The sequence below is a fragment of the Pseudohalioglobus sediminis genome (assembly GCF_008370495.1).
Lineage (GTDB): Bacteria > Pseudomonadota > Gammaproteobacteria > Pseudomonadales > Halieaceae > Halioglobus.
Map to the genome: position 1 here is coordinate 243,604 of NZ_VTUX01000005.1, position 20,058 is coordinate 263,661.

The 20,058-nt window shown below is 62.0% G+C and carries 16 protein-coding genes; 10 read left to right on the forward strand and 6 right to left on the reverse strand.

All coding sequences use genetic code 11. From position 1 onward, the window contains the following. Window positions 1-123 precede the first annotated feature (123 nt). From argE to F0M18_RS12425, 3 genes are all read right to left on the reverse strand, one after another. Window positions 124-1,275: an acetylornithine deacetylase gene (gene argE / locus F0M18_RS12415; protein ID WP_149611763.1), complete on the reverse strand. Its 1,152-nt coding sequence runs from the start codon at window positions 1,273-1,275 to the stop codon at window positions 124-126. A gap of 145 nt (window positions 1,276-1,420) precedes the next feature. After that, the gene (locus F0M18_RS12420; RefSeq protein ID WP_149611764.1) at window positions 1,421-2,701 is read right to left on the reverse strand and encodes an inorganic phosphate transporter; all 1,281 of its coding nucleotides are present in this window, start codon (window positions 2,699-2,701) and stop codon (window positions 1,421-1,423) included. A gap of 17 nt (window positions 2,702-2,718) precedes the next feature. Beyond that, on the reverse strand, window positions 2,719-3,399 hold the full coding sequence (locus F0M18_RS12425; RefSeq protein ID WP_149611765.1) for a TIGR00153 family protein: 681 nt from the start codon (window positions 3,397-3,399) through the stop codon (window positions 2,719-2,721). A 222-nt stretch (window positions 3,400-3,621) separates the two neighbouring features. On the opposite strand from F0M18_RS12425, the gene F0M18_RS12430 reads away from it, so the two are divergent. The 7 genes from F0M18_RS12430 to F0M18_RS12460 are packed head-to-tail and all read left to right on the forward strand — an operon-like array spanning window position 3,622 to window position 13,055. Beyond that, window positions 3,622-5,370, forward strand: coding sequence for a GspE/PulE family protein (locus tag F0M18_RS12430; RefSeq protein ID WP_149611766.1), 1,749 nt, complete (start codon window positions 3,622-3,624; stop codon window positions 5,368-5,370). A 23-nt stretch (window positions 5,371-5,393) separates the two neighbouring features. After that, window positions 5,394-8,276: a bifunctional [glutamate--ammonia ligase]-adenylyl-L-tyrosine phosphorylase/[glutamate--ammonia-ligase] adenylyltransferase gene (gene glnE / locus F0M18_RS12435; protein WP_149611767.1), complete on the forward strand. Its 2,883-nt coding sequence runs from the start codon at window positions 5,394-5,396 to the stop codon at window positions 8,274-8,276. After that, window positions 8,276-9,319 (forward strand): lipopolysaccharide heptosyltransferase II, encoded by a 1,044-nt coding sequence (gene waaF, locus F0M18_RS12440; protein ID WP_149611768.1) that lies wholly within the window; start codon window positions 8,276-8,278, stop codon window positions 9,317-9,319. The genes glnE and waaF overlap by 1 nt, the downstream gene beginning before the upstream one ends. Further along, the gene (gene waaC, locus F0M18_RS12445) at window positions 9,319-10,314 is read left to right on the forward strand and encodes a lipopolysaccharide heptosyltransferase I (RefSeq protein WP_149611769.1); all 996 of its coding nucleotides are present in this window, start codon (window positions 9,319-9,321) and stop codon (window positions 10,312-10,314) included. The genes waaF and waaC overlap by 1 nt, the downstream gene beginning before the upstream one ends. Continuing rightward, window positions 10,275-11,462: a glycosyltransferase family 4 protein gene (locus F0M18_RS12450; protein WP_262500931.1), complete on the forward strand. Its 1,188-nt coding sequence runs from the start codon at window positions 10,275-10,277 to the stop codon at window positions 11,460-11,462. Before waaC ends, F0M18_RS12450 begins: the two co-directional genes overlap by 40 nt. Continuing rightward, window positions 11,455-12,300, forward strand: a complete 846-nt coding sequence (gene rfaP, locus F0M18_RS12455; protein WP_149611770.1) for a lipopolysaccharide core heptose(I) kinase RfaP — start codon at window positions 11,455-11,457, stop codon at window positions 12,298-12,300. The genes F0M18_RS12450 and rfaP overlap by 8 nt, the downstream gene beginning before the upstream one ends. Continuing rightward, window positions 12,297-13,055 (forward strand): lipopolysaccharide kinase InaA family protein, encoded by a 759-nt coding sequence (locus tag F0M18_RS12460; protein WP_149611771.1) that lies wholly within the window; start codon window positions 12,297-12,299, stop codon window positions 13,053-13,055. The genes rfaP and F0M18_RS12460 overlap by 4 nt, the downstream gene beginning before the upstream one ends. Window positions 13,056-13,060: 5 nt before the next feature. On the opposite strand, the gene F0M18_RS12465 is transcribed toward F0M18_RS12460, so the two are convergent. Beyond that, window positions 13,061-13,831: a sulfotransferase gene (locus F0M18_RS12465; RefSeq protein WP_149611772.1), complete on the reverse strand. Its 771-nt coding sequence runs from the start codon at window positions 13,829-13,831 to the stop codon at window positions 13,061-13,063. A gap of 131 nt (window positions 13,832-13,962) precedes the next feature. On the opposite strand from F0M18_RS12465, the gene F0M18_RS12470 reads away from it, so the two are divergent. Beyond that, window positions 13,963-14,577, forward strand: a complete 615-nt coding sequence (locus F0M18_RS12470) for a sulfotransferase family 2 domain-containing protein (RefSeq protein ID WP_149611773.1) — start codon at window positions 13,963-13,965, stop codon at window positions 14,575-14,577. Between the two features lies 1 nt (window position 14,578). On the opposite strand, the gene F0M18_RS12475 is transcribed toward F0M18_RS12470, so the two are convergent. After that, complete coding sequence (locus tag F0M18_RS12475) at window positions 14,579-15,292, reverse strand: lipopolysaccharide kinase InaA family protein (RefSeq protein ID WP_149611774.1); 714 nt, start codon at window positions 15,290-15,292, stop codon at window positions 14,579-14,581. Window positions 15,293-15,370: 78 nt separating this feature from the next. Further along, window positions 15,371-16,906 carry a hypothetical protein gene (locus F0M18_RS12480; RefSeq protein ID WP_149611775.1) on the reverse strand — a complete coding sequence of 512 codons (1,536 nt, stop codon included), beginning with the start codon at window positions 16,904-16,906 and terminating at the stop codon, window positions 15,371-15,373. 96 nt (window positions 16,907-17,002) lie between these two features. Here F0M18_RS12480 and F0M18_RS12485 point away from each other — a divergent pair, with 96 nt between their 5' ends. Beyond that, window positions 17,003-19,051, forward strand: coding sequence for an acyltransferase family protein (locus tag F0M18_RS12485; protein WP_149611776.1), 2,049 nt, complete (start codon window positions 17,003-17,005; stop codon window positions 19,049-19,051). Window positions 19,052-19,187: 136 nt separating this feature from the next. After that, entirely contained in the window at window positions 19,188-20,057 is an 870-nt protein-coding gene (rfbD, locus tag F0M18_RS12490) for a dTDP-4-dehydrorhamnose reductase (protein ID WP_149611777.1), read from the forward strand. The last annotated feature ends 1 nt before the right edge of the window (window position 20,058 follow it).

Here is a 20,058-nt window from a genome sequence, read left to right on the forward strand (position 1 = left end):
CTGATTGTTGCCAGGGTATCCCCCCGCCAACGGCCCTCGTTACTTGCTTGAAGCGAAAGGGAAACGGTTGCATCCGGGCGGAAAGCCGGCCGGGCCAAAAGGCATGGAGCTGTTACGAGAGAATCACAGGCAATAATGCCGAATAAACTGTTCCAGCAGGGCGATGCACGGTTTGATCTGATCCAGCGGCATAAACTCGTCCGGCTGGTGGGCCTGGTCGATAGAGCCCGGCCCCATGACGATGGTCTGCATGCCCAGCTGCTGCAGGAACGGGGCCTCGGTGGCGAAAGCCACGGCGATGGCGCTGTGGCCGGTGAGCTTCTCCGCCAGTTGTACCAGTTCGCTGTCCGCGCTTTCTTCAAACGGTGACACATCCTGGATCAGCGACCGCAGCTCAATGTCCAGGCCGCGCTGCTGCCCGACCAGGGCCAGGCGCTGGCGAATATCCTCGCGCACCTCGGCGTTGTCACCACCGGGGGTCATGCGCAGGTCGAAATGCAGCTCACTTTGCCCACAGATGCGATTGGGGCTGTCGCCGCCGTGGATATGACCCAGGTTGAGTGTCGGGTAGGCCACCTCAAATAGCGGATTGCTGTAGCGCTCGGCCATTTCGGCGCGGAAGTTGACCAGGTCACCCATGACCGCGTGCATCCCCTCCAGCGCATTGTTACCCAGCGCAGGGTTGGAGGAGTGGCCAGACTGCCCGTTGATGTGCACCGCCTCCATCATGATGCCCTTGTGCATGCGCACCGGCACCAGGGAGGTGGGTTCGCCGATGATGGCCGCACGCGCTTTCGGCCGGCCGGCGGCAGCCAGCGCCCGGGCCCCGTTCATGGAGCTCTCCTCGTCGGCGGTGGCCAGCAGAATCAGTGGCTGTTGCAGTTCGACGTCGGTAAAGCTGGTTGCGGCGGCCAGCGCCAGTGGGAAAAACCCCTTCATGTCGGTGCTGCCAAGACCGTAAAGGCGGTTGTCACGTTCGCTCAGCGCCAGCGGGTCGCTCTGCCAGCGGCCTTCGTCAAAGGGCACCGTATCGGTGTGTCCCGCCAGCACCAGGCCGCCGGGACCGCTGCCGCGGGTGGCAATCAGGTTGGCTTTGTTGCCGCCCGGGTTGACCTCCTGGATTTCCGTGGAGAAACCCATGCCGGACAGCCACCCGGCCAGCAGGTCGATGACACCGCGATTGCCCTGGTCCCACGCCGGATCGGTGGAGCTCACCGAGGCCGTGCCGACCAGTTGTGTGAGTTGTTCGATGATGCGTTGTTCGATGCTAGGCATGTGCTCTCGGCCACTGTGACAAGTGATTGGGCTGCAACAGCAGAACCCCGCGATGACACCTTGTCACTGCAGGAGGGGAGCGCCTAGTGTAGTCGTTGCGCGGCCGGACTGCGAACGCTGCCCGTTACCGCGCTTTGAGCCTGAATCAGGGGTTGAATATACCCTTGAACAGGAAGAAGAAGAGAATCGCCAGGCCGGCGCCGGCGGGCAGGGTAATGATCCATGACATGAAGATGTTGCCGATCACCCGCAAATTGAGCGCGGCGATGCCGCGGGCAAAGCCGACACCGAGTACAGCGCCCACCAGGGTGTGGGTTGTCGATATCGGCAGACCGGTTGCCGAGGCCAGTACCACGGTCGCGGCCGCACCCAGCTCCGCAGCAAAACCGCGACTGGGGGTGAGTTCGGTGATCTTGCGGCCCACGGTGGTAATCACTTTCCAGCCATAGGTGGCCAGGCCGATGACAATACCCAGCGCACCGACCAGCAGGATCCACCAGGGCATGGCGGACTTGGCCGCAATTTCACCACCGGACTGCACGGTGCTGGCGATGGCGGCCAGCGGACCAACCGCATTGGCCACGTCGTTGGAGCCGTGGGCAAAGGCCATGGAGCAGGCGGTGAATACCATCAACACAGCGAATACGCGTTCCACGCTGCCAAAGCGGTTTTCGTGGTCGCGGTCGTCCTTGATGTTGCGCAGTAGCAGCGCACCGAAGCCGGCAACCAGCAGTCCAGCCAGGGCCGCGATTGGCAGGGCATTGGCAAACTTGCTGCCGAGGCCAAGATCGAAGTCTATTCCCACGTGCTTGAGACCCTTCAGCAAGGTGACCATGCAGATCATGAAGCCGACCATCCACATGTACACCGGGATGAACTTCTTGGCCCTGTTGAACGGGTCCTCCGTGTCCAGGATCAACTTCTTCACGCTGATAAACAGGCCGAAGGAGATCGTGCCCGCGAGCACGGGCGACACCACCCAGGAAGCGACAATGCCGCCCACCTTGCCCCAGTGGACCGCATCCATGGAGATGCCAACCGAGGCAAAGCCGACAATTGCGCCGACGATAGAGTGGGTAGTGGAGACGGGCCAGCCTTTCATGCTCGCTATCAGCAGCCAGGTGCCCGCCGCCAGCAGTGCCGACATCATGCCGTACACCATCAGCTGGGGCTCGTCTTCCATGACTGCCGGGTCAATGATGCCTTTGCGTATCGTGGATGTGACCTCCCCGCCGGCGAGATAGGCGCCGAGGAACTCGAAAATCATGGCGATGAGGATCGCCTGCTTGATGGTCAACGCGCGCGAACCCACCGAGGTTCCCATGGCGTTGGCGACGTCGTTGGCACCGATGCCCCAGGCCATAAAGAAGCCGAACATGCATGCCATGATCAGGAAGATAGTGCCGTACTGGGCGATAATTTCCATGCTTGGACCCCCCTCTCTTATTTGGCCAACAGGATTTGCAGGCGGTCGCCCACGCTTTCAGCGCTGTCTGCCAGGGTGCCCAGCAGCGCCATAGCGCGGTAATAGAACATCACATCGACAGGGGGCAGTTCACTTTCCAGGCGGAAAAGTTTGCGACGCAGGGTGAACTGTTGTTTGTCGGTACTGCGTTCGAGTTTGTCGAGTTCCTTGAGCATGGCTTCAACGCGTTTCACTTCCAGTCCGGTGAAGCCTACTTCCAGCAGTTCGTCCAGCTCCTGAATGGCAGCCAGCGCGTTCTGGCAGCAGGCCACGCAGGTAGCGGTCAGATCCATAACCGCAGGCAACAACTTGTCGGGGAAACGCAGGTCCCGGCCCATGACGATGCTGGAAAAATCCTTGGCGGTATTGGCTACCTGGTCCTGGATGGTCACCAGTCCCAGCAGGTCGGAGCGGGGCACGGGAAGGAACAGGCTCTTGGGCAGGTGGCGGCGCACCGAGCGCTTCAGCTTGTCGGCCTCTTTTTCCGCGGCGTTGATCGCCTTGTGGATTTCCTTGGCCCGGGTCCAGTCGTTGTCCGCCGCGGCCTGGATTAGCTCAGGTAAATGTTCAGCCGCCTCGGTGGCGATCTGCATGTGTTCCTGAATCGGGCCGATAGGTGAGCGCCCGAACAAATTGCCCAGAGGATTTCTGCTGGCCATGTCTTATTCTCCAGTTATGGGAGGCGATGCAGGCACGCATTGTAGGTAGCATGCGCGAGTTTGTCACAAAAGCTTCACATATCTGACACATTTCACCATGACCCACATCAAGAGGTGCGTGTGTCGACCCTGTGCTAGCATAGCGGGCCAGTGTTGAGGGCTGCCCCTGGAAGGGCGGTGGCGCAGGGGCGCGGGGCCTGGCGGAACATTCGGGGAGAAAAAATGGAGCATCGCCTTGAGCTGGCGCCACTGACGCATCAATTGCACAGTGACGGTCGATTGAGTGATGAGGATCTGGCCAGGGTAGCCCAGAACGCACACGTTAAGGTGCATCCCCTGATCTACCTCGCTGAACAGCGCATTGCCGATCGGGCGCGGCCGGGCCACGTCCTGGACATGGACGCATTGCTGGCCTGGCTTAGTGAGCAGACCAGCCAGCCCGCCTACGAGATTGACCCGCTCAAGATCAACGTTACTGCCGTGGCGGAGGTGATGTCCCAGGCCTTTGCCGAGCGTCATCGTATCCTCGCGGTGGAAGTTCACGACGACGAGGTGTGGATCGCCTCCGCAGAGCCGTATATCAATGCCTGGGAGGGCAACCTGGAGCACGTGTTGCGCAAGCGCATCCGTCGGGTGCTGGCAGATCCCCGGGACATTGCCCGCCATACTGCCGAGTTCTACAACATGGCTGGCTCGGTGCGCGGCGCACGCGGCACCGAACGCCTGGAGGCGCGACCGGGCACCAACAACCTGGAGCAGATGCTGGAACTCGGCTCGATGAATGAGCCGGACGCCAACGACCAGCATATCGTCAATATCGTTGACTGGCTTCTGCAATACGCCTTCGAGCAGCGCGCCAGTGACATCCATATCGAGCCGCGGCGGGATGTGGGCAACGTGCGTTTTCGTATCGACGGGGTTCTGCACAGCGTGTACGAATTGCCACAGCAGGTGGGCGCAGCAGTGACCAGCCGCATCAAGATTCTGGGTCGCATGGACGTGGCGGAGAAACGCCGACCCCAGGATGGTCGCCTGAAAACGCGCACCCCGGAGGGCAACGAGGTGGAGTTGCGCCTGGCCACGCTGCCCACGGCTTTCGGCGAAAAACTGGTCATGCGCATCTTCGACCCGGACGTGCTGCAGAAGAGTTTCCAGCAACTTGGCCTGGCCGAGGATGACCTCGACCGTTGGCACCAGATGACGAGTATGGGCAACGGCATCGTGCTGGTCACGGGGCCGACCGGTTCGGGTAAAACCACGACGCTGTACTCGACGCTGCGCCAGCTGGCCACCTCCGAGGTCAACGTGTGTACCATTGAGGATCCAATCGAAATGATGGAGCCTGCCTTCAACCAGATGCAGGTCAATCACGGCATCGAGCTGGATTTTGCCTCTGGCGTGCGCGCATTGATGCGCCAGGACCCGGATATCATCATGATCGGTGAGATACGTGACCTGGAGACCGCCAACATGGCGGTACAGGCGGCTTTGACTGGCCACCTGGTGCTGTCCACCCTGCACACCAACGATTCCCCGAGCTCGCTGTCGCGGTTGCTGGAACTGGGCGTGCCGGCCTATCTGATCAAGGCCACGGTCCGCGGCGTCATGTCACAGCGCCTGGTGCGTATGCTCTGTACCCATTGCAAGACGACCGAGCCGCTGGATCATGACGCCTGGCAGCAGCTGACCTCGCCCTGGCGGGTGGAGGCGCCGCAGGAAGTGGCGCGACCGGTCGGCTGCAAAGCCTGTCGCAACACCGGTTACATGGGCCGCCAGGGCATCTATGAGGTACTGGTTAACAGCCCCGCGATCCAGGCCGAAATTCATACACAGCTGGAAACCAGCAGCATTCGCGAGCGCGCCATGAGCGAAGGTATGCGGACGCTGCGCCTGTCGGGCGCTACTCGCGTCGCCCGTGGCCAAACCACCATAGAGGAAGTGATGCGGGTGGCGCCGGTTCTCGAAGCCTGAGCCTGCCGTTAAAGATCGTCGATATGAGTTTGAGTACAGTCCCGTTACCCGAACCCCTGGCCGCCCAGGCCGACGTTGCATGGAGCAACATCCTGGAGCGCGCCAGCGCGCCCGGTGCCCAGGCCCTGCAGGACGCCGTGGCGCCGGCACCGCTGGCGTCACAAGTTGCGCGCATGCTTGCCTGTAGCCCGTTTGTTTCCGATCTCGCGCGGCGCAAGCCCGCCCTGCTGCTTGAGCTGCTGACCAGCGGTGAGTTGCAGGCAACCCTGCCGGAAGCGCAGTTTCGCGAAGGCTTGCGTGGGCAGCTGGAGGCCGAGGGTGCGGAACTGTCATCCGTGCTGCGACGTTACCGACAACGTCACATGTTGCGTATTGTCTGGCGCGATTTTTGCCGCCTGGCAGATACTCTGGAAACGGTGCGCGACACGTCACTGCTCGCCGAGGCCTGCATCGGCGAGGCCTTGCGTGTTAGCCAGCAGGCGCTGGAGCGGCGCTTTGGCACACCCATCGGCAAACGCAGCGGGCGGCCGCAACAGCTGATAGTGCTGGCCATGGGCAAGCTGGGCGCCAGGGAACTGAACGTGTCGTCAGATATCGACCTGATTTTTGCCTTCCCCGAGGCAGGGTACACCGACAGCGAAAAACGCCCGATCAGCAATGAGGAATTTTTCACCAAGGTAGGTCAGGGCGTGATCGCAGCGCTGGACCAGATTACCCCCGAAGGCTTCGTTTTTCGCGTGGACATGCGCCTGCGTCCGTATGGCGAAAGCGGTGCGCTGGTGCACAACTTCACTGCGCTGGAGGAGTACTACCAGGACCAGGGGCGCGACTGGGAGCGTTATGCCCTGATCAAGGCTAACCCGGTTACTGGCGATGCCGACTGCGCCGCAGAGCTGATGCTGAGCCTGCGCCCCTTTATCTATCGACGTTATGTGGATTTCGGGGTTATCGAAAGTCTGCGCGGCATGAAGCAGATGATCACGGCGGAAGTTCGTCGCCGCGGGTTGGAGGACAACGTCAAGCTGGGGCATGGCGGCATCCGGGAGATCGAGTTTATCGCCCAGTGCTTCCAGCTGATTCGCGGCGGCCGCGATCTCGGGCTGCAGCAGCGGGAACTGCTCAAGGTACTGGACGAGTGCGCAGAACTGGGTTGCCTGCCACGCCACGCGGTAGATGAACTGAAAAGCGCCTACCTGTTCCTCCGCGATAGCGAGCACGCGATCCAGGGTTACCGCGACCAGCAGACCCAGGAATTGCCCACAGATGAGTTGCAGCGCCTGGCCATGGCGACGGTGATGGGATTTGAGGAATGGGATACCTACCGCGCCGCACTGGAGAGCCACCGTGCGACCGTGTCGGCGCATTTTTCTGAGCTGATCGCTCCGCCGGAAGATGATGCCGATGCAGAGGTCGCTGCCGATGACAGCGACCTGTGGGGCGACAATATATCCGTTGAGGCGTTGTCAGATATCGGCTTTGCCGACCCGGAAGCCAGCTTGCAGCGCCTGCATGACTTGCGCGCCAGTAAACGCGTGGTGGCCCTGCAGTCCGAGGGCCGCGAACGACTGGACCAGTTCATGCCGCAGCTGTTGCGCGCCTGCGGCGAGACAGAGAACCCTGACCTTGCCCTGGAGCGCGTGCTGCCGCTGGTAGTTGCCGTGGTCCGCCGCAGTGCCTACCTGGTGCTATTGATCGAGAACCTGCCGGCGCTGGCGGAGCTGGTCATGCTCTGTGGCGCCAGCCCGTGGATTGCAGAGCAGATGGCGCGGCACCCGGTATTGCTGGACGAGTTGCTCGACCGCGCCAGCCTGTACCAGCCTCCCGATAAAGAGGAACTACGCAGCGAGCTGAACCAGCAGGTGGCGCGGTTGGCACTGGATGACCTCGAGGCGCAGATGGATGCACTGCGTTATTTCAAGGCTGCGCAGGTGTTGCGTGTGGCCGCAAGTGAAATAGCGGGCCGGCTGCCGGTAATGAAGGTCAGTGACAACCTGACCTGGATCGCGGAAGTCATACTGGAGCAGGTCCTGGCGGTGGCCTGGGCCAACCTGACCCACAAACACGGGGAGCCCCAGCGTGAAGGGGAGGGTTATGGTTTTGCTGTATTCGGTTACGGCAAGCTCGGTGGTATCGAACTGGGTTATGGTTCCGACCTTGACCTGGTCTTCGTCAGCGACGCCGCCAGGCAGGGCAGCACCAGTGGCGCGCGCGCGCTGGATAACACCGTGTTCTACATGCGACTGGGGCAGCGCATTATCCACATACTGGAAGCGCGCATGGCGCTGGGCCAGCTATACGAGGTGGACATGCGCCTGCGGCCGGATGGCGATTCCGGCACCCTGGTACCCTCGCTGGAGCGCTTTGCCCGCTACCAGCAGGATGACGCCTGGACCTGGGAACACCAGGCCCTGGTGAGGGCGCGGTTTGTCGCCGGCGACTCCGGCGTGGCAGACAGGTTTGCAGGCATTCGCGAACAGGTGCTCTGCCTGCCCAGGAATGAATCGGAAGTGGCCGCTGAAGTGGTGAAAATGCGCCGGCGCATGCGCGACCACCTGCTGCCGAGGGAGGCGCCTGACCGCTTCCACCTCAAGCAGGGCAGCGGTGGTATTGTGGATATCGAGTTCATCGTGCAGTTCGCGGTCCTCGCCTGGGCCAACCGTCATCCGCGGCTGGCGCACTGGTCGGACAACGTGCGCATACTGGAGACCCTGGCGCGGGAAGAGCTGTTGCCGGAAGGCGAGGCTCAGGCGCTTACCGAGGCCTACCTGCAATACCGCGGCGCAGCCCACCAGCTGGCTCTGCAACAGCAACCCGGGGAAGTGGATGCCGCATTGTTTGCCACCGAGCGCGAACAGGTTGTGCGCTGCTGGAATACGCTCTTTGCTGAGGCCGAAGCGATCGAGTGATGACGGCCGGCGCAGACAAAGTGTTGGTGGTTGGTCCCTCCTGGGTCGGTGATATGGTCATGTCCCAGGTGCTGTACCGCTTTCTGCAGCAGACCCGACCGGGTGTCGAAATCGATGTGCTGGCTCCGGCCTGGAGCGAACCCATATTGGCGAGGATGCCGGAGGTGCAGCGCGCCATCACCAAACCTATCGGCCACGGAGAGCCGGCTCTGGGTCGTCGCTGGAAATTAGGCCGCGGCCTGCGCTGTGCGGGCTATGGCCAGGCGATCCTGCTGCCCAATTCATTCAAATCCGCTTTGATTCCATTCTTCGCCGGAATTCCGCGGCGTACCGGCTGGCGAGGCGAGATGCGTTACGGCCTGCTCAATGACCTGCGCCGCCTGGACCCGAACGCATTGCCGCTGATGGTGCAGCAGTTCGCGGCGCTGGCACTGGACGAAGATGCGTCGCTGCCTCAGCACTTGCCCGCGCCGCGACTGGTGGTTGACGGTGAGCAGGCACAGGCCTGTCGTCGGCGCTTCAAGCTGGCCGAGGATCGGCCCCTGCTGGCTTTGTGCCCCGGTGCGGAGTTTGGCGGGGCCAAGCGTTGGCCGACGGAGTATTACGCCGAGCTGGCGCAGCAATACCTGCAGCGCGACTGGCAGGTGGTGCTGTTCGGTTCCGCCAATGATCGTGAGGTGACCGCAGCCATCGCCGCGTATGCGGGCGCTGGCGACCGCTGTCATGACCTGGCTGGCCACACCACCCTGGCGGAAGCCGTCGACACGCTGTCGCTGGCAGATGCGGTGGTGAGCAATGATTCCGGGTTGATGCACATTGCGGCGGCGCTGTCGCGACCACTGGTAGTGGTTTACGGACCTACCTCGCCCGGGTTTACGCCACCGCTCAACGATAACAGCCGCGTGGTTATCGGCGACATTGACTGTGCACCGTGTTTCCAGCGTGAGTGCCCGCTGCAGCACCATCGCTGCATGCGCGATACGCCGGTGGAACTGGTAGCTGCTAAACTTGACGATCTTATGGCTGCGGCTGCTGAAAACTGATGCGCGTCCTGCTCATTAAAATGTCTTCCCTCGGGGACGTGGTACACACGCTGCCGGCGCTTACCGACGCGGCTCGGGCAATACCGGGCATCCGCTTTGACTGGGTGGTGGAGGAGGCGTTCGCGGAGATTCCGGGCTGGCACACGGCGGTGCAGCGGACACTGCCCATCGCTTTGCGCCGTTGGCGCAAGCACCCGTTTCGGGATTTCACCGGTCCCGAGTGGCGGGAGTTTCGCCGCCAGGTGCGGGCACAGCATTACGACGCGGTGATTGATGCGCAGGGCCTGCTGAAGAGTGCGCTGGTTTCGCGGCTGATCAAGGCACCGATTTATGGCCTGGACAAGCAGTCCGCACGCGAGCCGCTGGCTGCGAGGGCGTATCACTACCGCATTGCCGTGCCTCGAGACATGCATGCAGTGGAGCGTACGCGCATGCTGTTTGCCAAGGCGCTTAACTATCCCGTACCCACGGCACAGGGGGATTACGGTGTCCGCGAAAATCTCACCCATGGTAAAACCAAGAGCACCCGCGGATTGCTATTCTTCCACGGCACGGCGCGCGACGAAAAACTCTGGCCCGAGCCTCACTGGGTGCAGTTGGCGAAACTGGCGGAGGCCGACGGTTATGCGGTGTGGTTGCCCTGGGGCAGCGAGGCTGAGAGAGCCCGCGCCGAACGCATTGCCGGGCAAAGCTCGGGCACTGCAGTGCTGCCGCGGCTGGATCTCCTGGGCCTCTCCGGACTGTTGCTGGAGGCCAGTGGCGCGGTTGCAGTGGACACCGGCCTGGGTCACCTGGCCGCTGCGCTGGACGTGCCCACAGTGTCGCTTTACGGCCCCACGAGTACCCGGCTGATTGGCGCCTATGGGCACAACCAGGTGCATATCCAGTCCCCGGTGGGCGCTGCCGATACCAACGACCCGGTGGCCATGATGGACGCCATCCAGCCGGAGCAGGTATGGACAGCACTGCAGCCGATGCTGCCGCAGGCGGATTGAGCATGCGCCTGGCCCTGCTGCTGTACAAGTATTTTCCCTACGGTGGCATGCAGCGCGACTTTCGCCGCTTTGTGGAAGCGCTACAGGCGCGAGGGCATCACTGCCGTGTCTACTACAACAGCTGGCAGGGTGACGAAATCGCCGATGCCGAACTGCGCCGCGTACCGGTTTCGGCGCGCAGCAACCACCTGCGCAATGAACGTTTCAGTGCATGGGTGGAGCGCGACCTGGACCAGGATCCGGTTGACGGGGTAATCGGTTTCAACAAGATGCCGGGCCTTGATGTGTATTACGCGGCTGACTCCTGTTATCTCGACAAGGCCTTCAATGAGCGCGGCCGCCTGTACCGAATGAGCAAACGCTTTCGCCACTTTGCCGCCTATGAAGAGGCCGTATTCGGACGCGATTCCGCTACCGAAATACTGCTGATATCGGAGACAGAGAAGGCCAAGTTCCTGCATTACTACCAGACGCCCGAGGCGCGCATGCACATGTTGCCGCCGGGAATTTCACGGGATCGCTGTGCCGGGGAAGACGCCCCGGCCCGGCGGCGTGCGACGCGCGCTGCACTGGCTGTTGCCGAGGGCGAACAGGTATTCCTGTTCGTGGGCTCCGGTTTCATCAAGAAAGGCCTGGACAGGGCCATACGCGGTCTCGCCAATGCCCGTGCCGAGCAACCGCATCACCCCATGCGCCTGCTGGTGGTGGGGCAGGACCGCGAGCGTCGCTTCCGGCGTCTGGCAAAAAAGTTGGGCATAGCGGACTGCGTGCACTTTCTCGGCGGGCGCGATGACGTGGCTGACCTGCTGCTGGCGGCGGACACGCTGGTACATCCGGCCCTGGACGAGGCGGCGGGCATCGTGCTGCTGGAGGCGCTCGTTGCCGGGCTGCCTGTCATCACCACCGATGTTTGCGGTTACGCCCACCACATCGCCGACGCGCGTGCCGGCATGGTTCTGCGCAGCCCGTATTCCCAGGACGACCTCAACACAGCGCTGCTGCGCTCGCTTGATGGCGTCTACCGTTCCCAGTGTCGCGAGACCGGATTGACCTACGCGCGCCTCACAGACCTGTATTCCATGCATGCAACGGGCGCACAGCTGATAGAGCAGTTGTTGCAAGGTAAACAGGGAAATGAAAATGCCTGAAGCGTTCCTCCGTGACGACCTGGCGGTAGCGGGCGGTACCGTGGACAGTAGTGCACCGGCACTGTTGGAGTGGTCGGCTTCAGTGGCGAACAGTGCGGCACCGGAAGACGTCTATCGCAACAAGGAAGGCCGCAAGACCCTGCGCTTCCGACTCGGTAGGCAGTCCTACTTTCTCAAGCTGCATACCGGCGTCGGCTGGAAGGAGATTTTCAAGAATCTGCTGCAGGGGCGTTTGCCGGTGCTGGGCGCGAGCAATGAATACCGTGCCATTGCCGCACTGCGTGGAATAGGCGTTGATACCATGTCCGTGGCGGCTTATGCGAGCATGGGCCTGAATCCCGCCCGCCGTCGTTCAATGATCGTGACGGACGACCTCGTCGGCACGGTAAGTCTTGAGGACTACTGCCGCGATTGGGCACAGCGACCCCCGCCCTTTGCCGAGCGACTGAAGCTGGTTATCAAGCTGGCCGACAGTGCCGGGCGTATGCACCGCGCCGGGATCAATCACCGCGATTTCTACATTTGCCATTTTCACCTCGACACGGCGACCTTGTCAGAGGCTGTGCCGCGGTGTTACCTGATCGATCTGCATCGTGCGCAGATCCGTGGCAGTACTCCGCGCCGCTGGCAGGTCAAGGACCTTGCCGGGCTATACTTCTCGGCCATGGACTGCGGTCTCTCCCGGCGCGATCTGCTGCGGTTTATCGCGCACTACAGTGACGGCGGCCTGCGCCAGGCGCTGCGTGGCGAGGCCGCTCTGTGGCGCGAGGTGGCCGTGCGCGCTGAACGCCTCTACCGTAGTGAACACCAGCGCGAACCGCCGGGTGAGCAGCGATGACAGCGGCCGTTCTGCGCGGTGGAGCGGAAGCTTTCGCTCTGGCTGATGTGTTGCCGGGTGGCGCCACGGCCAGTTGGCTGGCAGAGAATGGCCGCGTGCTGAAGCGGGACGATCACAGTCTGGTCACACTGCTGGAACACGCGGGCCAGCTTCGGTACTGCAAGTATTTCGCAGCCAAGCACTTGCTGCAGCGCGTGGCTTTTCGCTTTGGCTTGGGGCGTGCCGTGCGCGCGTTCGATGCCGCCCGACTGCTGCAGGATCGCGATATCCCGGTGCCAGCGCCCCTGGCCTGCCTGCGGCGACAGGACGGGTTGTTGCTGGTGACAGAGGGGCTGCGCGGTGCGCTCGACATCAAGGCCATCTGGCTGGATGAGTCCACCCGGGCATGGCGCCAGCGCGTGCTCGACAACGCCGGTAGCCTGCTGGCGCAACTGCACAGTGCCGGTTTTGCCCACGGTGACTGCAAGTGGAGTAACCTGCTGTGGCAGGGTGAGCAGCTATTCCTGGTGGACCTGGAGGCGGTGGAGCAATGCGCCAGAGGCCACGGCCAGCAGTCGCGGGACCTGGCACGTTTTACCGTCAATGCCGAGGATCTCGGCGTCGACAGCGCCGCCTACAGGCAGTTTCTAGAGGTGTATTGTGGCGCCATGGGCGAGTCGGCCGCTGATGTCGCGGCGCGCATACAACCCCACCTGGCACGTTTTCGCGCACGCCACCTGGAAAAATACGGTGAGCGCGGCGCGCGCCTGCTGTAGCGCTTTCAGTCGGTGCGGCGGCGCAGGTAGCGCCGCGACTTCAGCCACACGCGCAGGTCGCGCTCCCAGTCCTTCAGGTAGGGCTTGCGTTCCGGGTAGCGGCACGGGAAAGATTGCGCCTCGACGCCTCGCAGTATCTGCGTCCATTGCTCGTCGGGTTCGTAACCCAGTCGCACCAGGTCCTGTTGCATTTGCGGGTGTGCCGCCAGTTGCTGGGCGATCCGGGGCAGGTGTGCATGCCATTTCTGCAGGCTCTCGCGGTTTACGGCCCGCAGTCCGTTCATGGCGCGCTGGGAGGCTGCGGAAGGCCGCGCGAACTGCTGGAACTCGCTGAAGCGATGCAGCTGTTGCAGGAAAGTAAAGCGCTGCTGGATCTGTTGCTGCACCGCGTCGGGGTCGCTTACCAGGTCCTCGTAGCGCAGGCGCAGGAAACGGGGGTGGGCCTCGTAGCGTTCGGCGCTGTCCTCACACTCTCGCCATACGCGGTAGTTGCAAAAATACTGGTCCGGGCTCTCGCGATGCTTGCTGGTAATAACCGCCCGGGGATCACGGCCCATGTAGATGATATGCAATGCCGGGTCTGCATAGAAAATATGACGCAACTGCTTGATATCGTTTGGTTGCTTGGTGAAGTAGACGCCCTCTACCTCGACTACAGGTTCGAAGATGCTCAGCTCGTGCTCGCAAAACCCGCCGGCATGAAAGCAGGTGCTGGCAAGTTCCATCAGCAGCGTGGTGCCGCTGCGAGGGCAGCCAACGATGTGTACACGTTTCACGCGTTGTGCTCCCGCGGCGGTGGGTAAAGGTTCATGAGGCGTCCTGTCGCTGGTGGTGTCGTGGTATTCTAGCCCTACGATGACCGCTGCGTCTGCTACCGGGCGGGTGTACAAATCACAGGAGTACGTTCATGGGCCTGTTGCAGGACGGGGCGAGCAAGTTCAGGCACTGGCACCGCACGCTGAGGGAGCGTCATCTCCGTTCCTACGTGTTCATACATATCAATAAAACCGGGGGCAGCAGCATCGAGAAAGCGCTGGGGATTGGCCTGGACCACAGTACAGCCCTGGAAAAATACCAGCAGCTGGGGGCAAAGGCCTGGCGAGGCAAATTCACCTTTACCATGGTGCGCAACCCCTGGGACAAGGTCGTCAGTCACTACCATTATCGCGTGCGGACCAACCAGACGGGGCTGGCTGAGCATACCTTGCCCTTCAGCGAATGGTTACAGCGATGTTACGTCGATCGTGATCCCCGCTATTACGACCAGCCGCGAATGTTCATGCCGCAGCGGCGTTGGCTGGTGAACGAGAATGATGAACTGCTGGTGGAATTCATCGGTCGTTTTGAAAATCTGGAGCAGGATTTCGCAACGATCTGCCAGCGCCTGGGTGTGAACGCGACACTGGGTCATGCCAAACCCTCATCGCGCGGCAGTTACCGGCAGTACTACGACGCCGACAGCGAGGCCTTGATCAGGGAACACTTCGCCGAAGACCTGCAACTCTTCGGCTACGAATTCTGAATCAGTCAGGGGCCTGGAGTTTGCCCTTGGCGCGCAGCCGGCGCATCGCCCAGCGGTGAGCCTCCACGGCCAGTAGCCTGGCTTCGGCGTCATTGAGCTCCGGCATCTGCAGACGCCACTGCCGGAAAAATCGCATACGGTCAGTGTTGCTGACGTCCGCGGGCGTCAACATACTGAGTTGCATCAGGTTGCGCAGCAGGTCGCGTCCTGCCGGGGGCTGTCGCCGGGTGTTGCGCTCGTTGTCGATCAGTGAAAAGTGAAAAGTGTTTTCGCGCCAGTCTGCCAGCACGTTGCTGGTACGCAGGTCACCGTGGATAAAGCCGGCCGCATGCAGCCGGCCAATGAACTCTCCCAGGCCGCAAAGCAAATTACGGCGACGTCGCATGAAACTATCACCCCGCCCTGGCAATTCTTCGCGTAGCCATCGGGTCACGCCATATCCGGGCATCGCCGTGCTGAAAAGGTATTCCCTGCCGCCGGGAAGCTTTCCCCAGGCGATGTTGAGCGGGGCATCGATGCCGGCTTCCCGCAGGGCGTCATTCTGTTTGCGCGCCCGCGTCGCGCGACTGCCCTTGACGAGAGCTTTCACGGTCTCGAGTGGGCTGCGCGGCAGGAACTCCTTGTAATAAAGTTTCTCGTCGGGCTGCGCGATCACGCGCGCATAGGCGGAACTGCCCACCATGTGCCAGCCCTGTGGCAGCTGGTCGCTTGCCAACTGCAGTGCCAGCTGCTCAAGCTGGCGCGGTGCTTTGTCTTCGGTTTCGATTGTCGCAGCCTCAGTGAATGCGCTGCACTAGTTTATGCGCGGCGGCAGCTGCGGACCAGCGGGTCTCAGGGCAACGACCACGGCGCGCCCGGTGCGCTCGCCTTCGAACGAGCGCAGTTCCTGCAGGGCGTGTGTTGCCACGAACTGTTGCCAGAAAGCTTCCTGGCGCGGGCGCAGGTACACCACCAGATAGTCGCTGTCCCGCCAGATCGCGGGCTCGTCAAGGATAGATTCCAGTTTGAAGCGCTTGCGCTGCAGCGTACTCCAGTCGACCTGCCTATGGCTGAAATGGGCGATGTATTTCTCATTGGTGACCACGGATGCCTGTTCTGCAGTGTTCTCGGCAACCCAGCGTGTCGCGCTGACGATAAACAGCTTGTCACGTTCACCGTTGTGCAGGGTGTCAGCGGTGGTACCCAGCAGGAGAATGGCAACCAGGTATTTCTTCCAGCCGCCCCGGTGCCAGAGTGAGCTGAGGAAAAAGGGCAGGAACAGCAACAGCAAGACGCCGGCCTGTATGGCATAGCGCTCGAGCATGAAGCGATTGATCGCTGTGAAAATACACAGGTAGAGCAGTACCGTCAGCAGGTAGCCAAAGATAATTGCGAGGTCGTCGCGCCGGAAGCGGTGGCCGATGCCGGCGCGCGCGCCCCAGAACAGCACCAGGACCCACGGCCAGGTGATGGCCCGGCACAGATTGAGCAGCAATATGGCGGCGAGCCCGGCGACGGCCGCAACCGGTGCGTCCTCCCGGGAGGTGAACAAGAGCATGGGTTCAGCGGAGGCCCGTGCCAGTTCAGTAAATACCCCGGGAAAAGCAAGCAGCCTGTCTACATACAGCCCGATCGCAGGGAAGAGGGGTGTGCCTTCAGCCCTCAGGTTCTGGTACGCATAGACCGCCAGCATCGCGATGCCGCCGGCCAGCAGCACTGGCACCAGGAATTGCAGGCAGCGCCGGAACCGGTGTGGCAGGTCCCTGGTAAACAATAGCGCCAGGGGTGCGAGCACTGCGAGAAAGGCACCCTCGAAACGAAACAGGGTCGCCAGCAATACGAACACTGTCCAGCGCAGTTGCCGTGTTACGGTCTGGTGCTGGACATAGAGCAGTAGCTCCCGCAGCGACAGCATTACGAAAGCGAGGTATATCGGGTCGCGCATAATTGACGCGCGGGTATGGTTTATCCACGGGTGAGAGAGGATCACGATGGCCGCGATCAGCTGTACGCTGCGCTTGCCGCCGAGTACCCGGACCGTATCCACAAAGGCAAGGCACAGCACCACGTAAAAAAAGGTGGTGATAAGCAGGCCCGAATAGAGCAGCGGAATGCCGGTGAGTTGGTGCAGCAAAGCGATGCAGACAGGCAGCAGCGGGCGGCCGAATACCTGTTGGCTGGCGGCGAGCCCGTCCTGCAGGTAGGCCTCTGCCGCGCGCAAGTATATGATGGCGTCCCGGTTTATCAGCGGGTCGAGCCAGATCAGCCAGGCTGAGACCAGCAGGCTTGCGGCAACGATCCACCGGTAGCGAATGTTGGCTTCGGAAGCGATGTCGGAAATCTCGGGCACCAGGAGGTTTTTGTTTGCCGCATAGTCTAACCGCGCGCAATTGCGTAAGCTAGCGCGCCTGACCGGGCCTCACACGATTACAGCGCCAGCGCCACCATGTATAAAGCAGCAAGCACATACCGGCCAGACATAGACGGGCTGCGAGCCATCGCGGTGTTGTTGGTGCTCTGGTATCACGCCGGCTTCCCTGTCAGTGGCGGCTATGTCGGCGTGGATGTGTTCTTCGTGATATCCGGTTACCTCATTACCGGGCTGGTATGGGCTGATGTACGTTCGCGGCGTTTCAGCTTCGCCGCGTTTTACCTGCGACGCTTCAAGCGTTTGCTGCCGGCCCTTTGCCTGGTGGTGGCAGCCAGCGTGTTGATAGCTGGCCTGGTATTCATGCCTGGCGACTACCTCGCGCTCGGCGAAAGCTTGCGCTACGTACTGGTCGGCCTTGGCAATTTCCATTTTTTCGAAACCACGCAGAGCTACTTTGCCGCCGATGCCGAGCTGATACCGCTGATACACACCTGGTCCCTGGCGGTGGAAGAGCAGTTCTACGTGTTGTGGCCGCCACTGCTGCTGGGAGTCTATGCGCTCACCCGGCGCATGCCGCGGGAGCAGTTGACTGCGTTTGCGGCCCTGCTGTTTATGCTGGCGCTGGTTGGTTCCGAGTATCTGGCCCGCCACGCACCGGCGCTGGCGTATTACCTGTTGCCGGCGAGAGTGTTTGAGCTGATGCTGGGCGGCCTGCTGGCGGTGTACGGCGCCTATCTGCCGAGACCTCGCGAGACCGTGCTGTCGCTGCTGTCCCTGCTTGGTCTGGCGTTGATATTGTGGCCCGCGTTCACCCTGACCCGCGAAAGTGTTTTTCCCGGTTTCAACGCGTTCTGGGTTTGCCTGGGCTCGGCGTTGGTCATCTACACCGGGGGTGTCAGCACGCGCGCGGCCAGCTATCGCCTGCTGTCGCAGGGCCCCCTGGTTTTTATCGGCCTGATTTCCTATTCACTTTACCTCTGGCACTGGCCGCTGGTGGCAACAGCCAATTACCTGAACATTGCGTTGGGCGGATTCACCGGCCTGGCTATTGTGCTGGCCAGCCTGGTACTGGCGTGGCTTACCTGGTTGCTGGTAGAGCAGCCCGTGCGGCGGCAGGCGGGTTGGCATTTCACCGGCGTTTTTGCCGTTCTTTTTGTGCTGCCGATAGTGTGTGCGGTCGGTTTCCACCAGTACCTGCGCAAAACCGAGGGCTGGCCGCAGCGCCTGGTTGAACCTTTGCGCGGCGTGGCGCTTACCTATCTCAATGACGAACCCGGTCGGCTGTTCCCGACCTGCCATGACAAGTCGGTGGTAATAGATACCAGTTCACGCTGCCTGATAGGTGCCGGGGAGCATGCAGATTCGACGCCGGGCTTTCTGTTGCTCGGTGACTCCCACGCCAATTCCGCTGCCGGGGTGTTTGACCAGCTGGGGAAAGCCGCCGGCCAACAGGGGTTGATGATTACCTCGGGCAGCTCTCCCTTCCTGGTCGATGCGGACCGCTATCGTGTTGACTCAGCTGGCCTGAACGAGCTGCGGCCGCGTTACCGTGAGCGCATGGAGAACATCCGTGAATGGATTGAGGGCGGGTACCGCGGTACGGTGGTTTTGGCAGCGGCCTGGCACCGCTATCTCGATGACCGAAGCATCAACTTCAAGCCCGAATTCGAAGATGCGTTGGCGCATACCCTGCGCTGGCTCGCGGACCACGGTAACGAGGTGGTTATCTACCTGGCAATCCAGGACCTGCCGGACAATCCCGAGGTGCGCTGTATCGGCCTGGACAGTTTCGATCTCTCGCAGCGCTGGAGTGGCCTGTTCAGCAGCGGCCTGCTGCACCCGGGCAACAGTTGCCAGGAGCTGCAATTGGTTTATCCCGCGGGCCTGCACGAAGACAATCGTACCCGCACACGGCAGCGCCTGGAGCATATTGCCGCCGGCATAAGCGGGGTGAGGATGATCGATCCCATGGCATTTCTCTGTGAGCAGGGGCAGTGCAGGGCTGCGCTGGAGGGGCGCTACATCTACCATGATGTCACCCACATCAACTTCTCCGGTGGAGGCGCCCTGGCGCGAGTGATGCTGCAAGCGGGCTCGAATATCCTGCAGTCGGCGTCGGACTGAGTCCGGGTTTGTCGCAGGATCTTCAGCGACCCGTAAAAATTCTGGGCATTCTCGCGGCGGCCCAATACACTTGTCGGGTTTACGACGAACTTTTTGCGGAGGCACCAGCGAAGATGGGGCGCGACGGATACAGAATATGACCAGGGTACTGGTGACAGGTGCCGGTGGGCAGCTGGGGCGTGAACTGCAGCGCAGCGTGCCGGATGGCGTTGACTGCCTGGCCCTGGGCCGAGGGCAACTCGACATTGCCGATAGTGCAGCGGTTAGCAGGGTGGTCGGCGAACAGCGCCCCGAGGTGTTGATTAACGCCGCCGCCTATACCGCAGTTGACCAGGCCGAGACCGAGGCGGATGCCGCCATGCGCATCAATGCTGAGGGCGCAGGCAATCTGGCAGCGGCGTGTGCCGAGCATGGCGTACGCATGCTGCATATTTCTACCGATTTCGTGTTCGATGGCAACAGTTCTACTCCCTACACGGCTGAGGCGGCCACGTCGCCCCTCGGCGAGTACGGTCGCAGCAAGCTGGCGGGGGAGGAGGCGGTACGAAACGCGTTGCCGGCGGCGGTCATCATGCGCACGGCCTGGGTGTATTCCGCCTTTGGCGGCAACTTCGTCAAGACCATGCTGCGTTTGATGGCCGAGCGCGACACCCTGTCCGTGGTTGCGGACCAGGTCGGCACGCCAACCTGGGCCAACGGCCTGGCGCGCGCTCTCTGGCAGGTCGTCGATCGGCCGACCCTGCAGGGCATTTATCACTGGACCGATGCGGGTGTCTGCAGCTGGTATGATTTTGCGGTGGCGATCGCCGAGGAGTCAGCAGCCCTTGGCCTGCTAGACTGCGCACCGAGAGTGTTACCGATTCCCGGCAGCGCTTACCCGACCCCGGCGCGGCGCCCATCATTCAGCGTGCTGGATAAACAGGACACCTGGGAAGCCCTTGGCGTGGCCGGCGTGCATTGGCGGGTTCAGCTGCGGAAAATGTTGCAGGAACTGAAGGAGAGTTAAC

What these genes read in the sequence shown, in the direction of transcription:
- argE (WP_149611763.1), bottom strand. Translation starts at nt 1,275, where the DNA reads ATGCCTAGCATCGAACAACGCATCATCGAACAACTCACACAACTGGTC.
- F0M18_RS12420 (WP_149611764.1), bottom strand. Translation starts at nt 2,701, where the DNA reads ATGGAAATTATCGCCCAGTACGGCACTATCTTCCTGATCATGGCATGC.
- F0M18_RS12425 (WP_149611765.1), bottom strand. Translation starts at nt 3,399, where the DNA reads ATGGCCAGCAGAAATCCTCTGGGCAATTTGTTCGGGCGCTCACCTATC.
- F0M18_RS12430 (WP_149611766.1), top strand. Translation starts at nt 3,622, where the DNA reads ATGGAGCATCGCCTTGAGCTGGCGCCACTGACGCATCAATTGCACAGT.
- glnE (WP_149611767.1), top strand. Translation starts at nt 5,394, where the DNA reads ATGAGTTTGAGTACAGTCCCGTTACCCGAACCCCTGGCCGCCCAGGCC.
- waaF (WP_149611768.1), top strand. Translation starts at nt 8,276, where the DNA reads ATGACGGCCGGCGCAGACAAAGTGTTGGTGGTTGGTCCCTCCTGGGTC.
- waaC (WP_149611769.1), top strand. Translation starts at nt 9,319, where the DNA reads ATGCGCGTCCTGCTCATTAAAATGTCTTCCCTCGGGGACGTGGTACAC.
- F0M18_RS12450 (WP_262500931.1), top strand. Translation starts at nt 10,275, where the DNA reads ATGGACAGCACTGCAGCCGATGCTGCCGCAGGCGGATTGAGCATGCGC.
- rfaP (WP_149611770.1), top strand. Translation starts at nt 11,455, where the DNA reads ATGCCTGAAGCGTTCCTCCGTGACGACCTGGCGGTAGCGGGCGGTACC.
- F0M18_RS12460 (WP_149611771.1), top strand. Translation starts at nt 12,297, where the DNA reads ATGACAGCGGCCGTTCTGCGCGGTGGAGCGGAAGCTTTCGCTCTGGCT.
- F0M18_RS12470 (WP_149611773.1), top strand. Translation starts at nt 13,963, where the DNA reads ATGGGCCTGTTGCAGGACGGGGCGAGCAAGTTCAGGCACTGGCACCGC.
- F0M18_RS12485 (WP_149611776.1), top strand. Translation starts at nt 17,003, where the DNA reads ATGTATAAAGCAGCAAGCACATACCGGCCAGACATAGACGGGCTGCGA.
- rfbD (WP_149611777.1), top strand. Translation starts at nt 19,188, where the DNA reads ATGACCAGGGTACTGGTGACAGGTGCCGGTGGGCAGCTGGGGCGTGAA.